General features: G+C 59.9%; 11 protein-coding genes. 8 read left to right on the top strand and 3 right to left on the bottom strand.

The window, feature by feature from the left end; all coding sequences use genetic code 11:
- Positions 1–92 precede the first annotated feature (92 nt).
- The 3 genes from BOP93_RS11565 to BOP93_RS11555 all read left to right on the top strand — a co-directional run bounded on the left by BOP93_RS11565 (position 93) and on the right by BOP93_RS11555 (position 2,288).
- Positions 93–734: a DUF1345 domain-containing protein gene (locus BOP93_RS11565; RefSeq protein ID WP_104502708.1), complete on the top strand. Its 642-nt coding sequence runs from the start codon at positions 93–95 to the stop codon at positions 732–734.
- A 72-nt stretch (positions 735–806) separates the two neighbouring features.
- Entirely contained in the window at positions 807–1,646 is an 840-nt protein-coding gene (locus BOP93_RS11560; RefSeq protein ID WP_104502707.1) for an AraC family transcriptional regulator, read from the top strand.
- 54 nt (positions 1,647–1,700) lie between these two features.
- A complete protein-coding gene (locus BOP93_RS11555; protein ID WP_104502706.1) occupies positions 1,701–2,288 on the top strand; it encodes a LysE family translocator in 588 nt (195 codons plus the stop codon).
- 53 nt (positions 2,289–2,341) lie between these two features.
- On the opposite strand, the gene BOP93_RS11550 is transcribed toward BOP93_RS11555, so the two are convergent.
- The 3 genes from BOP93_RS11550 to BOP93_RS11540 all read right to left on the bottom strand — a co-directional run bounded on the left by BOP93_RS11550 (position 2,342) and on the right by BOP93_RS11540 (position 8,996).
- A complete protein-coding gene (locus tag BOP93_RS11550) occupies positions 2,342–4,597 on the bottom strand; it encodes an autotransporter outer membrane beta-barrel domain-containing protein (RefSeq protein WP_104502705.1) in 2,256 nt (751 codons plus the stop codon).
- A 236-nt stretch (positions 4,598–4,833) separates the two neighbouring features.
- The gene (locus BOP93_RS11545) at positions 4,834–6,915 is read right to left on the bottom strand and encodes a hypothetical protein (RefSeq protein WP_237140411.1); all 2,082 of its coding nucleotides are present in this window, start codon (positions 6,913–6,915) and stop codon (positions 4,834–4,836) included.
- A gap of 92 nt (positions 6,916–7,007) precedes the next feature.
- A complete protein-coding gene (locus tag BOP93_RS11540) occupies positions 7,008–8,996 on the bottom strand; it encodes a hypothetical protein (protein ID WP_104502704.1) in 1,989 nt (662 codons plus the stop codon).
- 260 nt (positions 8,997–9,256) lie between these two features.
- Here BOP93_RS11540 and BOP93_RS11535 point away from each other — a divergent pair, with 260 nt between their 5' ends.
- The 5 genes from BOP93_RS11535 (at position 9,257) to BOP93_RS11515 (ending at position 14,454) form a co-directional block, all read left to right on the top strand.
- On the top strand, positions 9,257–10,324 hold the full coding sequence (locus BOP93_RS11535) for a LacI family DNA-binding transcriptional regulator (protein ID WP_104502703.1): 1,068 nt from the start codon (positions 9,257–9,259) through the stop codon (positions 10,322–10,324).
- A gap of 95 nt (positions 10,325–10,419) precedes the next feature.
- Positions 10,420–11,202, top strand: a complete 783-nt coding sequence (locus tag BOP93_RS11530; protein WP_104502702.1) for a sugar phosphate isomerase/epimerase family protein — start codon at positions 10,420–10,422, stop codon at positions 11,200–11,202.
- Positions 11,195–12,136: a sugar kinase gene (locus BOP93_RS11525; RefSeq protein ID WP_104502701.1), complete on the top strand. Its 942-nt coding sequence runs from the start codon at positions 11,195–11,197 to the stop codon at positions 12,134–12,136. Before BOP93_RS11530 ends, BOP93_RS11525 begins: the two co-directional genes overlap by 8 nt.
- Positions 12,137–12,181: 45 nt before the next feature.
- Positions 12,182–13,480, top strand: coding sequence for an MFS transporter (locus BOP93_RS11520; RefSeq protein WP_104502700.1), 1,299 nt, complete (start codon positions 12,182–12,184; stop codon positions 13,478–13,480).
- Positions 13,477–14,454, top strand: coding sequence for a 2-hydroxyacid dehydrogenase (locus BOP93_RS11515; protein WP_104502699.1), 978 nt, complete (start codon positions 13,477–13,479; stop codon positions 14,452–14,454). Before BOP93_RS11520 ends, BOP93_RS11515 begins: the two co-directional genes overlap by 4 nt.
- Positions 14,455–14,569 lie beyond the last annotated feature (115 nt).

Here is a 14,569-nt window from a genome sequence, read left to right as displayed (position 1 = left end):
CGCGAGCAAGCTCGCTCCTACAGGCATCAGGGCAAGCCCCCTCCAACAGGATCAGTTACAGTCTGCTCAACCATCGCCAGCTGTGAGCAATCATGCCCTTCCTCGCCCGCACCCACCCTCGCCTCTCATCCGCCGCCGTGCTGGGCCTTGCCGTGGGCATCCTGGTGCCGGCCGAGACGTTGGCCAGCAAAATCCTGATCGGCTGGAACGCCGGCGTCTGGACCTACCTGGTGCTGATGCTGTGGCTGACCGTTCGCGCCAAGGCCGAGGACGTCAAGCGCATCGCCGAAATCGAAGACGAAAATGCCGGCCTGGTGCTGTTCATGGTGTGCATCGCCGCCATCGCCAGCCTGGCAACCATCACCTTCGAACTGGCCGGCAGCAAGGACCTGGCAACCACCGAGCGTCTGTTGCATTACGGCTTCACCGGGTTGACCGTGATCGGTTCGTGGCTGCTGATCGGGGTGATCTTCAGCGTGCACTACGCCAGGCTCTATTACACTTGGAACGGCAAGGAACCGGCCCTGCGCTTTGCCGAAGGCTTGCTCACGCCCAATTACTGGGATTTCCTGTACTTCTCCTTCACCATCGGCGTGGCAGTGCAGACCTCGGATGTGGGCGTCGCCACCCGTGGCCTGCGCAAGGTCGTGCTGGGGCAGTCGTTGATCGGCTTTCTGTTCAATACCGCGATTCTGGGGTTCTCGATCAATATCGCCGCGGGCCTGTTTGGCTGAGCTGCACAAACCTTCTAGACGTCAGGCCGCCTTCGGGCGCTAATGGCAGCACTCATTCATTCCCGGTGTTTTATGGCCGCGCACAACTGGATCGACCTGTCCCAGGACGCCGACACCGGCATCGAGACCCTGCGTGCGCATTTCGAGGGCCACGCCTACGACCCGCACTGGCACGACAGCTACCTGATCGGCGTCACCGAGCAGGGCGTGCAGCAATTCAACTGCCGGCGCATGCGCCACAACAGCGTGCCCGGCCAGGTATTCCTGGTGGAACCCGGCGAGTTGCATGACGGCGACGCGCCCACCCCGGACGGCTTCACCTATCACATGCTCTACCTCGACCCGCACTGGTTGGCGCGTGAAGTGAGCGCGGTGTTCGAAGAGGCGCCGCTGGACAGCCAGTTGAGTTTCGCCAGCACCTTGACCAGCGATCCGCGCCTGGCCCTGGCCACCAGCCAAGCCTTTCAAACCTTGCACAGCGCAGAGCTGCGCATCATGCGGCAACGTGCCATGGACCACTTGCTGGAGCGCCTCACCGGCCAACTCTACTGGCGCACCCGCTACCACGAAGACCCGCGCTTGCCGCAAGTGGCGTACAAGGCCCGGGAATACCTGCATGCCCATTTGCACGCCGACGTTGGCATGGACGAACTGGCCCTGGCCTGCGGTGTCGACCGCTTCCGCCTCAGTCGCGCCTTCAAGAGCGCGTTCGGCCTGCCGCCTCACGCCTACCTGGTGCAGCTGCGCCTGGCGCGCGCCCGGCATTTGCTGGCCAAGGGCGAGCAACCGGCGGATGTGGCGATTGCTCTGGGCTTTGCCGACCAGAGCCATCTGGGCCGCTGGTTTGTGCGCGCCTACGGCCTCACGCCCGCCGCGTACCGCAAGCGCTGCTCAAATCTTCCAGACAGGTAGCGTTCAGGCCTGTGAAGATCGACTCCACCGATCGATTGTTGGGAGTCGCCCGCCATGTTGCCGTTTATCCTGTTTGCCTTTGTCGCCTCCATTACCCCCGGTCCTACCAATATCCTGGTGCTGAGCAACAGTGCACGGTATGGCTTCAGGGCCGCACTGCCGATCATCCTCGGCGCCTGCCTGGGGGCAGCAGGCATTGTGCTGTTGGTGGGCTGCGGTGTGGGCCAGTCACTGGTGCATTTGCCCAAGGTACAAAGTGCGATGCAGTGGGCCGGCGTGGCCTGGCTGAGCTATCTCGCCTGGCAGATTTTCAGCGCGCCGGTGGAGGCCGTGGAGGTACAGTCAGCGCAAAAGCGACTGGGTTTCAGCGGTGCCGCCAGCCTGCAATTGATCAACCCCAAGACCTGGATGATGGCGCTGGCAGTGGTCAGTGTATTTGCCGGTAACGGTGCAGAACGCCAGAGCCAGGTAATCGCCCTGTCGATGGTTTTTTTCCTGATTTCTGTGCCCTGCCTGGCAACCTGGGCCGTGCTGGGTGCGGGCTCAAGCCAGTTCCTGCGTTCGCCAAGAGCCATGCAACGCTTCAACCGCTGCATGGCCCTGCTTCTGCTGGTTTCGGCCTGGCTGAGTGTATTGATTTGAACGAAAAAAAAGGGGAAGCCATTGCTTCCCCCTTGTTCAATTGAACGACAACGTCAGAAGTCGTACCGCACGCCAAAGTTGACGCCCCAAGGCTGGTCGATTTTCTTGCCCTGGCTGGTTTCGATGTCGGCATGCAACTTGACGTTCTCCGATACGGCCATGGCCACACCGGCCGCCAGCTCGATGCGCGAGCCGGACAGGTCGTTGTTGAAGCTCTGGTCGTTGATGAACACTTTGTTGCTCTGGTCAAACTCGTGGGCCACCGCAGTACGCAAGTAAGGTTGCAGGATACCGCCGCTGTCCAGTTGGATGTTCTTGCCCGCGGTCACACCGAGCTTGCCGACCACCGAGCTGGAACGATCACCCTTGGCGTGCAACCCATTGGTCAGGTCGTAGCTTTGCGCCTGGGTGATGGTGGCCGACAATTGCCCGTAAGGCTCGACGAAAAAGCCGTCGTCCAGCTTGATATGGCGACCGAATTCAGCCGAGGCGCCCACGGCGTTTTGCTCGTAGTTGCCTTTGGCTTTCTTGCCATCGCTCATGGTCACATTGTTATCGGTGTGCAACCGGTTGAGCTTGGCCACACCGTCGAAGTACAGACCACTTTCAGCGTCCATCCAAGTGGCATAGCCGCCCACGTAGTAGCTCTTGACCTCACCGCTGCTGCCACGGTTCAGACTCAGGTCGGACACGCTGTGACCGGCCATCACACCGGCAATCCACTGGCCGTCCCCACCGGACAACGGCGCATCGGCACCGATGGTAAAGCCCTTCTGGTTTTGTGTGTAGCCCGCGCCGTTGTCGTTGGCCGCCACATCGAACTTGTTGCCGTAGCTGCGCATCCACATACCGTTGCCCGCGCCTTCGCTGAAGCGCAATTCACCCATGCGCGTACGCAGGATGCTCATTTCGCCATACAGCACGGTCGGCGCACTGTTGAACAAGGCCAGCACCGAGTGGGCGGTGGTACTGGTGCCGCGACGGGACGGGTCGAGCAGCCAGTCAGTACCTTCTTTCTTCAAGCCGTAATCGTAGGCGCCAATATCAACGGTGCCGCCCGCCAGGGCGAACTGCGCATCACCGCCTTCGGTGTGCACTACCTTGATCGGCTCGCCTTTGGCCAGCTCGGAACCTGTGGCCGCCAACAGCAGGCTGTGGTTGCCTTCGGCCTTGCCCTGCACGTTGAGGAAATCAGTCTGGTTGGTGGAAAAGTCAGTGTGCATGATGAAGGTGCCGTTACCGTCCAGGCTCTTCACATCCAGTTGGTAAAACGCGTTAGGCGCGCCGAATTCCACGGCGCCACCGCCCATTTTCAAGGCGTCGACATTGCTGTTGCCGACCAACACCCACTTGGACGCTTCGTTCACGCTCAATTCGGCGACGTTCTTCAACTGGCCGGTCAGAAAGGCGCCGTTATTGAGCTGCACTTTTGCCTGGCTGCCGTCTTCGACCACCACGTCGCCGAACAGCGAGCTGCTGTCCACGTTCAGGTTGGCAGTGGAGCCACCGGTGACTTCCAGGAGATTGCCATTGCCGCCGATCAGGTTGGAGCCATTGCGGACCTGGATGTCGGCGTTGCTGCCCTGCCGGGTGAAAATGGCTGCGCCGCTTTTGCCTTCAACACTCGAACCGTCCAGCACCAGCCTGTTGCCCAGTACACCGGAGGAGCCGTCGATGCCCATTTGCACGCCGTTTTGCCCGCCGACAATCTGGCTGTTGGTGGCATAGGCCTGACCGCTGAACAGGGCAATCCCCACACCGGTCGCACCGGTGGCCTGAACCTTGGTATCGACCAGGTCAAGTACGCTGTAGGCGCTGGCACTGGCGCCGCGCTGCGTGCCGGTGATGGTGGAGTTGACCACTTTGATCTTGGAGCCCTCTTTGGACCCGTCTTGCCGGCCGGCGACCAGCCCGCTGCCGTTTTTGTTGAGGATGTTGCTGTTGGTGATAAATACATTGCTGTCGCTGGCCTGCACGGCGGCATTGGCGGTGCTACGCGCAATGACATCAGAACCGTCGATACGAACAGTGGACGTATAGGCAGTAATGTCCTGGGTAGAACTGCCCGGGTCGAGTGTCAAGGTTGCGGACTGACTGGAAATGTTCTTGGTGACGGCCCCCTTGACCGTAAAGCCGGAGCCTGGCTTTAACTCAAACGCGTCCGGGGTTGGCCCAGGCACGACGAAATCGTCAGGCTTGGTGATGACACGGGCATCGGCGGCATGGGCTACAAGCATCAACAACGTGACAGCGTTGGCTTTCAACGCCAGACTTAAAGGCGATGGTTTGAAATTGAATACAATTGACATTGAATGGACCTCTGGGTTGGCATTCCTTCACGGAAAAGTCCGGCCGGTTCCAAAGTACGCGGGAGCCAGCCGATCGAGCGGTGCCAAGGTATCCAGAGCGGTTACCATTTTATGTAGGATTAATCTTAAGTAGCCGTATGAACTGGGGTTTGAGAGCGAAGTCAGAACAGTTTTTTTCGAGAAAAAAAAACCTAAGAGCGGGATCATCGCTCTTAGGTCTTAATGACTAAACACAACTAAGCGGGTACAGGAGTTCCATCACAGAAAGTGCCAGGCGTCCCTGCCGCGCCAGCTCTATGACCGCGCGCTCGATGCAGAGCTTCGTCGGAATCCAAGGTGCCACCACTCATTGGGATGCTGTACCAGAGTCTCATCGAGCCCATCAGGCGTGCAGCAGCATTCGGTTGAATGGTTTTGAAGACGGTCGCGTAAGGCCCCAAATTCACTTCGAACCCGAGGTTGATATCAGTTTCCGTCCGGATGGTTCTGCTGGCCAAGCCAACAGCAGCGTCTACGGGCGTTGCTCCGACGTCATCGCTGTAGCCCTGCGAATGCAACGTCACCACCATATCGATTCGAAACTCATTGCTGGGCGGAATGAACACCACCAGGTTGCCAGGGGGCGGCCCGACGGGCCTGAAACTGTCACAGTTGATGAAGCCGGCCGGGTTGAGGTTTCTCACCACCGGAGGGTCCAGTGAGATCACGATCGCAGTCACATTGACGGGTGTGATAGGCGACTGCTGCGTATTGGTAGTGCCCGCCGATCCAATGGTGTAATACGCCAATTTGGTCCCGTTTTTACCTTCGAAGATGTCGGCCCACGGAATACTCATATCGACGTCCTGGTTAGCGACACCACCGGTGATCAAGCGGGACTCAACCATCTTGCCGTTATAAAAAAGCTTGAGCTCAAAATCGCTGGCGTCAGGTGTCGGGGGGTCAGTCCACAGTCTGATCCGCGCGATGGCAGCTCTGGACGCATGCGCCGGGGTCAATTGGTTGTCATCCGGCCCTTCACTGCCGTCCTGTCGCACGCCTATCACGCGTACCGGATTGAGCTTGGTGTTGATCGGATCGGGACCCTCCGGGGTTGGGCCTACGACAAACAGGTCCAGGTCGGTCGTCGCCGTCAAGCCCGCGGGGTAACTGACCGAGCGACGCTTGACCACATAGGAAACCGTCAATGGCAACTCGCCTACCGTGGCCCCATAGAGTGCGACCAGCGTCGCGTAATCGACATGCACCGGAATCGGAAAAATTGCGCTTGCGACCGGAAAATCGGGCAAGGTTTGCCTGCCCAGGGGGGTGGTGAGGGTGATACTCAGCACATCGTCCGCGCGCAGCACATTATCGTATTGGGCAATACGCACTATCGCGCCGTTAAGTGCCGCTACATCAGCACGGTTGAGCAAACCATCGCCGGGAACCGCCAAGTCAATGGTAGGCACCTTGAAATTGCCGGGTTTGGGAAACAGGCTCACATCCAGGTCAAACGCGCCAGACAACCTCGACTCATTGCCCGCCGCGTCCACAATCACATAGCGCAAATTATGCAAGCCATTCGGATGGCCTTGAACCACCGAAAGCGGCAGGGGCAAGCTGAGGTCTGCGGGGATCGTCCAAAACGGGTTCGTGTCACCGGCTGTCGGCAAATACGGCTCATCCAAATCAGCAAAGTAAAGCAGTGCCTTGTCGCCTGGCGCTTTACCTTGCCCCACATAATCGGGAAATTTGAAGATTGCCGTCTGATTGGGCTTGCTCGAGAAGTAATCAGCATCCACGCTGTCGGGTAAATCAACAGGAGGGATGGGCGCAGGGATGGTCCCCACAAAACTTGCATAGGGCGGCTCAAGATCGATGATGAGCAATTGCGGGTTGGACTCGGTGCTGTTGCCAACACTGGAAACATCTATTTTATATTTCAGCTTATTGATACCGACAGGGCGCCGCCCGCGGACAAGATTGATTTCAAGCCCGGTGGCCGGAACGTTCGCAGCCGGAACGATGATAGGGTTTGCCCAATCCGCCCCATCATTGGGCTGCACCCACAGCGAATAGGTATCAGGGTTCATCGGATCGGTACTGAAATCATCCGGCCGCGGAAGGGTCACCATCATGTCTTCGGCGAGAGCGACCGATTTGGTGATCAACCCGGGAAAATTGGGCACCTCCCCCTCCAGCTCGGCGTCCGGCAAAGCTAACACGCCGGGGTTGGCTTTGCGTTCATTTTGGAAATTGCGAATAGCTTCCAGCGTTTGCCTTTTCATAATATCTCCAGGATTATTCAAATAAGCGTAACTTCCAGGCGCGAGCATCCGCGCCTTACAACATTGCGAATATTTCTAACACTCGTTCAATCACAGCAGCCTCAACTTCAGCCCATAAAAAACGCGGCAATTGCTTTAACTTATTCAGGCAGGACGAGGGTTGCTTGCCCCGTCGCGGAACAGTTAATAATGTCACCCGCCTTACAATAGCCGCCGGCGGAATAATTTAAATCGATACGAATTCTTCTGGGCACGGACTCGCCGATCAATACGCCATGACGCCTGACTTGATAAAACACTTGCGCGGAACCAAAGTCGTGCATCGGCACAACTTTCTCTTCATAGGGCTCCACCGTAAAGTCCAACCCATTGATCAAATCATAATCGCTGTGAAAGGATTTACTCTCGGCATAGCGAGACTCTTCAATCACCGGCCCCTCCCAATTATTCGTGTGGTATCCAGCCCAAAAAAACCTCACGACATCATCAAGTTCAAAGCCTTGATCATGGGCTATGTGCCAATGCACGCCATAAAACACTTCGGGCTTCGAGCAACAGGCTAAATAACCAGCTCCGCCTACCAGGGTATGTTTCAGTATCGGCGCTGGAAATGAGATCAGCGTGCCAGTGTTGACATTGACGAAGGTGTTTTCAGACTGTTGCTCATTCACACCATTACTGGTGGTGTAGTACACGGGCAAGGCAGGATGAATAAAACCCGCCATGACCGCCCAGGGAATGACCGTGGAAAACACCAGCTGGCCTTCTACATCCCCCGCTTGAACGGTGTAGGAAGCGACCGGCCCCACACCGTTCCAGAAGAACCGCAGGACTTGCCCAGGCTCCGGCTTTTCATACAGGAAGACACGGGCCCGCGCGCCGGCCGGGTTGTCATCATGGTTGACCACATTCGGGAGGTTGGACACCAGTCCGCGAACCTCTGCCAGGGGTAAATCCGGATTCAGCAGTGCCGGGGCATTGGCGTGGTCCTGCCCGGCGATGGTCAGGTTCACATTCACGCGAATGGCAAACGAAGGAAAAGGGGAAAAGGTGCCGCGAATAATCTCATAGCGTACCGGCACCGTTTCCGGCGCCAGCGTATCCGTCAGCGGCCCGCGCAACACCGGCCACGGAATCGGCACATCGGTGGGGAAGCCGTCAACGGGATGGAGCGATGTGGGCCGGCCCTTCCAATACACCACAACCTGATCCCCGGGAGCCCAGCCGGTATAGCTGCCGATCCGCACAAAAATCCCGGCCCTGGCATCTTCGCGATTGATCAACAAGTCGCTGTAACGCTCAGGAGGATAGATTTCGGGAAGCGGCAGATCAGAAGGCAAAGGGATCAGGCCCAGTTGAAACGGAAGGCCCGCACTGCGATCACTGTAATTGCCGGCCTTGTCAAAAATGCGAAAAAAGATATAAGCGGCACCATTGTCCAGACGACGAAATACGTCGGCGGGCAGATACGCGATCAGGGGCTCGCCACTCGATACCCACTCGTACAGGCCGTCCTCACGCGCGACTGGTGGGTTGGGCAGATTGGAGGTGTAGAAGTGAAGGACGTCGCCATCGCTACGTCCCCTGTAAGGCAGCACACGAAACGCAACGAGAGGGTTGGCGAGCAGATACGCCTCGTCCATCACCGGTGACGGCGGCACCACGAACTCCAGATGATCCGCAGGGTCCAACAACTGCGGCTCATCCATGTCCACGGTGAGTGTGCGTTTAGGGTCCAGAACAGTCTCCCCGAGAAATGAGTCGGTGACTGAGTAATAGAGCTCAACGGGGCCCGATAAGGCGCGCAGTACAACCAGCGGAATGAACATTTGGTGGTAGATCGGTAGCGGCGGTGGCGGCGCATTGATCGTCAGGAAGTCCTTATAGACCACCGTACCGCCCCGTGACCAAAACAGAGTCAGGGTATGGGGCGTGTCCAGCGGTTCCGGTGGCGGCCCCCACTGGGGAATAAGCACTTTAAGATCTGCAAGCATCAGCGCCGCCGGAATCAGGCCCTCTGGATCCAGCGGATCCACCCCGGGAATAATCATCGGGGCCAATGCCAGAGGCCCGTTGTCATACAGCCTGGAGCTGTCGGCGCTGATCGCTGATTCGTAGGTATCGGACATGAACATTTCCTCAACATTGCAGCCGGGAACAACCAGCAATCACCGTAAAAGCTGGCCTGGGGTGGAAGAAATTAAAGCCTCAATCACACCCGTTCGATACTGTCAGAACTCACAGGTGTGGCTATCCATTCGTCGGATTCAAGCCGGTCAAACACGCAGATCCATCAGGTTTTTTCTTGACGACTCGCACGGTGTGGTGTCTTCTGAAACCGGTTTCAGCCTGTATCGATTTTTTATTCCAATAAGAAAGGCCCGCCACCGTGACTTCTTTTTCCGCCGCCCAGCGCAGCCGTGTGACCATGCTCGATGTGGCCGAACGTGCCGGCGTATCCAAAGCCAGCGTGTCGCGTTTTATCGGCGACGACCGCGCCCTGCTCTCGGACGCCATTGCCCTGCGTATCGAGCAGGCCATCGCTGAACTCGGTTACCGCCCCAACCAGATGGCCCGCGGTCTCAAACGCGGGCGCACGCGCCTGATCGGGATGCTGGTGGCCGATATCCGCAACCCCTATTCCATCGCGGTGATGCACGGCGTTGAAACCGCCTGTCGCCAGCACGGCTACAGCCTGGTGGTGTGCAACACCGACCGCGATGACGAGCAAGAGCGCCAGCACCTGGCGGCGCTGCGTTCGTACAACATTGAAGGGCTGATCGTGAACACCCTCGGCCATCACCTCGACCAACTGCTGGAACTGCAACGGGAAATGCCCCTGGTGCTGGTGGACCGCAAGGTCGAGCCGCTGCACAGCGACCTGGTCGGCCTGGACAATCCGGCGGCGGTGCGCATGGCGGTGGAGCACTTGGAGCAACAGGGGTACCGCGACGTGCTGCTGGTGAGCGAAGCCACCGATGGCACCAGCTCGCGCCTGGAGCGCCTGGAGAGTTTCAAGGCCGAGATTGCCCGGCGCCCGGCGTTGACCGGTGCCATGGTTGAACTGGATGGCGAGCTGGAAAGCCGCCTGCGAACCTTTCTGGCCAAGCCCGGCCCCAAGGCGCTGTTTTGCGCCAACGGTGTTGCTGCGCTGGCCTGCACCCGCGCGCTGAAAAACCTGGGCAGCAACCTGTTCGATGATGTCGGCCTGATCGCCCTGGATGACCTGGAGTGGTATCCGCTGGTGGGCAACGGCATCACCGCCCTCGCCCAGCCCACTGAGGCGATTGGCGCCACCGCGTTTGACTGTCTGCTCAAGCGCCTGCGTGGCGACACAGCCCCCACCCGCACCCTGGATTTCCTGCCCCAACTGATCATCCGAGGCTCCACCCAACTCCCTGTAGGAGCGAGCTTGCTCGCGAAAATCGCTAACGGTAACGCCGCGACTCTGGTTTAACGCGGCGCTCTCTGGTTTTTCGCGAGCAAGCTCGCTCCTACAGAGTCGTACGTTCTTTCAAGAAAAAATGAAACCGGTTTCAGAGGTAAACAATAATGCATGAATATCCCGTCTCCATCAGTCTTTCCAGCTACGGCGCCGATTTGGTCCGTGAGCAGGGCCAATTGAGTTTTGTCGCGCTGTTGAGTGCCGCTGGTGCCCGGCGCATCGAATGGCGTGAAGAACTGCTCACCACCGAACAGCCCGACACACTGGCCCGGGCCGCCGCGGAGCAAGGCCTGGAGTCGGTGTTTTCCTCGCCCCTGGAACTCTGGGTGGCCGGGCGTGCCCAGCCCAATCCAGACCTCGCCGCCACTCTCGACCGCGCCCAGGCCTTCGGCTCGCGCTGGCTGAAAGTGTCCCTGGGTTACTTCACTGACACCAACGACCTGGAGAGCCTGCAGGCCCTGCTTGATCGCCACCCGGTCAAGCTGCTGGTGGAAAACGACCAGACCCTGCACGGCGGCCGCATCGAGCCGATGCAGCGGTTTTTCACCGAGGTCGAACGCCTGGGCCTGCCCGTCAGGATGACCTTCGACATCGGCAACTGGCAGTGGCAGGACCAGTCCGCCCTCACCGCCGCACGCCTGCTGGGCCGGCATGTGGACTACCTGCACTGCAAGGCCGTCGCGCGTCGCCCGGACGGCAAGCTGGTGGCCCTGCCGCCCGGCGCCACCGACCTGCATCTGTGGGAACAACTGCTCACGCACATGACTCAAGGTATTACCCGGGCGGTGGAATTTCCGCTGCAGGGCGATGACCTGGTCGACGTCACCGCGCAACAGGTCGCCACCCTCGCCCGCCTGGGCCAACCCCGCGTGGAGAATGCCCATGTCTGAGATCGATATCCTGTCGTTTGGCGAAACCATGGCGATGTTCGTCGCCGAGCAGACCGGCGATCTGGCCCAGGTCGGTCAGTTCCACAAACGCATTGCGGGCGCCGACAGTAATGTCGCGATTGGCCTGTCGCGCCTGGGCTTCAATGTCGCGTGGCTGAGTCGGGTGGGTAACGACTCACTCGGGCGCTTCGTGGTCGACACCTTGACCCATGAGGGTCTCGATTGCAGCCATGTGGCGGTCGACCCGCTGCACCCCACCGGTTTTCAACTCAAGTCCCGCGAAGAATCCGGCGCCGACCCTGAGGTGGAGTACTTCCGCAAAGGCTCGGCGGCCAGTCATTTGTCGATGTCGGACATCAGCCCGGCCCTGCTGCAGGCGCGCCATCTGCATGCCACCGGGATTCCTCCGGCGTTGTCCGAGGCCACCCGCCAATTGTCGGTGGAGCTGATGACGCAGATGCGCAAGGCCGGGCGCAGCGTTTCATTCGACCCGAACCTGCGCCCGTCCCTGTGGAGCAGCCAGGCGCAGATGATCCGCGAAGTCAACGCCCTGGCCGGCCTGGCGGACTGGGTATTACCCGGCCTCGGCGAAGGCCGCCTGCTCACCGGCTTCGATGACCCGGCGGATATTGCCGCGTTCTACCTCGACCAGGGCGCCGAAGCCGTGGCGATCAAGCTCGGGCCCGATGGCGCCTATTACCGTACCCAGATGGACCAGGGCTTTGTCGCCGCCGTGCGCGTCGACACGGTGGTCGACACCGTGGGCGCCGGCGATGGGTTTGCCGTGGGCATGATCAGCGCCCTGCTGGAAAACGCCAGCTTTCCCGAGGCGGTACAACGCGGCAACTGGATCGGCAGCCGCGCCGTCCAGAGTCGCGGCGATATGGAAGGGCTGCCCACCCGTGCCGAATTACCCAACCGATCCGTTGCTTGACCCACTACCTGTTGCCACAACTACAACAAGCTCAGGAGCCACCTTATGGAAACCGTGAAACTCGCCACCCGTCGTTGGTGGTACATCATGCCCATCGTGTTCATCACTTACAGCCTGGCCTACCTGGACCGCGCCAACTATGGTTTCGCCGCCGCCTCCGGCATGGCCGAAGACCTGATGATCACGCCCGGCATGTCGTCCCTGCTCGGCGCGCTGTTTTTCCTTGGCTACTTTTTCTTCCAGGTGCCGGGCGCGATCTACGCGCAGAAGCGCAGCGTCAAGAAACTGATTTTCGTCAGCCTGATCCTGTGGGGCGGCCTGGCCACCCTGACGGGCGTCGTGTCCAACGCCTACATGCTGATCGTGATTCGCTTCATGCTCGGGGTGGTCGAAGCGGCGGTAATGCCGGCGATGCTGGTGTACCTGTGTCACTGGTTCACTCGCGCCGAACGCTCGCGGGCCAATACCTTTCTGATTCTCGGCAACCCGGTGACCATGCTGTGGATGTCGGTGGTCTCGGGCTACCTGGTGCAGCATTTCAGCTGGCGCTGGATGTTTATCATCGAGGGCTTGCCGGCGGTGCTCTGGGCATTTATCTGGTGGAAACTGGCCGACGAGCGCCCCAAGGATGCCAAGTGGCTGAGCGACAGCGAAAAGCAAAGCCTGGAAAGCGCCCTCGCCGCCGAGCAGGTGGGTATCAAGGCGGTGAAGAATTACGCCGAAGCCTTCCGCTCGCCCAAGGTGATCATCCTCGCGCTGCAGTTCTTCTGCTGGAGCATTGGCGTGTATGGCTTCGTATTGTGGTTGCCATCGATCCTCAAGGCCGGCTTGAAAATGGACATGGTCGAAGCCGGCTGGCTGTCGGCGCTGCCTTATCTTGCCGCCGTGATCGGCATGCTGGTGGTCTCGTGGGGCTCGGACAAGCTGCAAAAGCGTAAACGCTTCGTGTGGCCGCCGCTGTTGATTGCCTCCGTGGCCTTTTATGCGTCTTACGCCCTTGGCGCCGAACACTTCTGGTGGTCCTACACACTGCTGGTGATCGCGGGCGCGTGCATGTATGCGCCGTATGGCCCGTTCTTCGCCATCGTCCCGGAAATCCTCCCGGCCAACGTCGCCGGTGGCGCCATGGCGCTGATCAACAGCATGGGCGCGCTCGGGTCGTTCGGCGGGTCGTACCTGGTGGGTTACCTCAATAGCAGCACCGGTTCGCCCGGCGCCTCGTACCTGCTGATGAGCGGTGCATTGCTGCTGTCGGTGGTGCTGACGATTTTCCTCAAGCCCGGCGCCAGTGACCGTGAACGCGCGCCGATGCCTCCCCTCGAGTTGAAGGTGAAAGCTCAATGAAAAAGTCTGTGGTTCTCTATAAAAAACTCTCTGCGCCGTTGATGGCGCGCCTGCATGAGCAGGCCGACGTGACGCTGATCGACGCGCTGGACGAGACCGGCCTGGCCCAACTGCGCGACGCCTTGCCGGGCGCCCACGGGCTGCTGGGCGCAAGCCTGCGCCTGGATGCCGGGCTACTCGACCTGGCGCCGAAACTGGAGGCGGTGGCGAGTGTCTCGGTGGGCGTCGATAACTACGATATCGACTACCTCACCCAGCGCGGGATCCTGCTCAGCAACACGCCGGACGTGCTCACCGAAACCACCGCCGATACCGGCTTTGCGCTGATCCTGGCGACTGCCCGGCGCGTGGTGGAACTGGCCGATCTGGTGCGCGCCGGCCAATGGAACAAGAACATCGGCCCATCGCATTTCGGCAGCGACGTGCACGGCAAGACCCTGGGCATCATCGGCATGGGACGCATCGGCGAAGCCCTGGCCCAGCGCGGGCACTGTGGCTTCGGCATGCCGGTGATCTACCACAGCCATTCGCCCAAGCCTGCGGTAGAAGCCCGCTTTGGCGCGCAGTACCGCAGCCTGCAGGATTTGCTCAAGGAAGCCGATTTCGTCTGCCTGACCTTGCCGCTCACCGCCGAGACCGAGAAGTTGATCGGTGCCGAGGAGTTCGCGCTGATGGGTCCGGAGACGATCTTCATCAACATTTCACGGGGCAAGGTGGTCGACGAAGCGGCGCTGGTCGAGGCCTTGCAGCAGCGCACCATTCGCGCGGCCGGCCTGGATGTGTTCGAGAAAGAACCGCTCGATCACGCGTCCCCGCTGCTGCGCTTGAACAATGTGGTGGCCACGCCGCACATCGGCTCGGCGACCCATGAGACGCGCGAAGCGATGGCCAGGTGTGCGGTGGATAATCTGTTGCAGGCGTTGGCCGGAGAGCGGCCACAGAATCTGGTGAACGCGGCCGCCTGGAAACAATAGCGACCTGATAACAGGGATCAAATGTGTGAGGGGCGGTGCGATGATTCGACTTGCCCACGATGGCGGCCTTAGGGCCGACCAGGATTTTGTGTCGATCCCGGCCCAAATGTGGGAG

Source organism: Pseudomonas orientalis (assembly GCF_002934065.1).
GTDB lineage: Bacteria > Pseudomonadota > Gammaproteobacteria > Pseudomonadales > Pseudomonadaceae > Aquipseudomonas > Aquipseudomonas orientalis_A.
This window is presented reverse-complemented; position numbering and strand designations above follow the sequence as displayed.

Coding starts and splice junctions, on each gene's coding strand:
- BOP93_RS11565 (WP_104502708.1), top strand. CDS start 93: ATGCCCTTCCTCGCCCGCACCCACCCTCGCCTCTCATCCGCCGCCGTG.
- BOP93_RS11560 (WP_104502707.1), top strand. CDS start 807: ATGGCCGCGCACAACTGGATCGACCTGTCCCAGGACGCCGACACCGGC.
- BOP93_RS11555 (WP_104502706.1), top strand. CDS start 1,701: ATGTTGCCGTTTATCCTGTTTGCCTTTGTCGCCTCCATTACCCCCGGT.
- BOP93_RS11550 (WP_104502705.1), bottom strand. CDS start 4,597: ATGTCAATTGTATTCAATTTCAAACCATCGCCTTTAAGTCTGGCGTTG.
- BOP93_RS11545 (WP_237140411.1), bottom strand. CDS start 6,915: ATGCTCGCGCCTGGAAGTTACGCTTATTTGAATAATCCTGGAGATATT.
- BOP93_RS11540 (WP_104502704.1), bottom strand. CDS start 8,996: ATGTCCGATACCTACGAATCAGCGATCAGCGCCGACAGCTCCAGGCTG.
- BOP93_RS11530 (WP_104502702.1), top strand. CDS start 10,420: ATGCATGAATATCCCGTCTCCATCAGTCTTTCCAGCTACGGCGCCGAT.
- BOP93_RS11525 (WP_104502701.1), top strand. CDS start 11,195: ATGTCTGAGATCGATATCCTGTCGTTTGGCGAAACCATGGCGATGTTC.
- BOP93_RS11520 (WP_104502700.1), top strand. CDS start 12,182: ATGGAAACCGTGAAACTCGCCACCCGTCGTTGGTGGTACATCATGCCC.
- BOP93_RS11515 (WP_104502699.1), top strand. CDS start 13,477: ATGAAAAAGTCTGTGGTTCTCTATAAAAAACTCTCTGCGCCGTTGATG.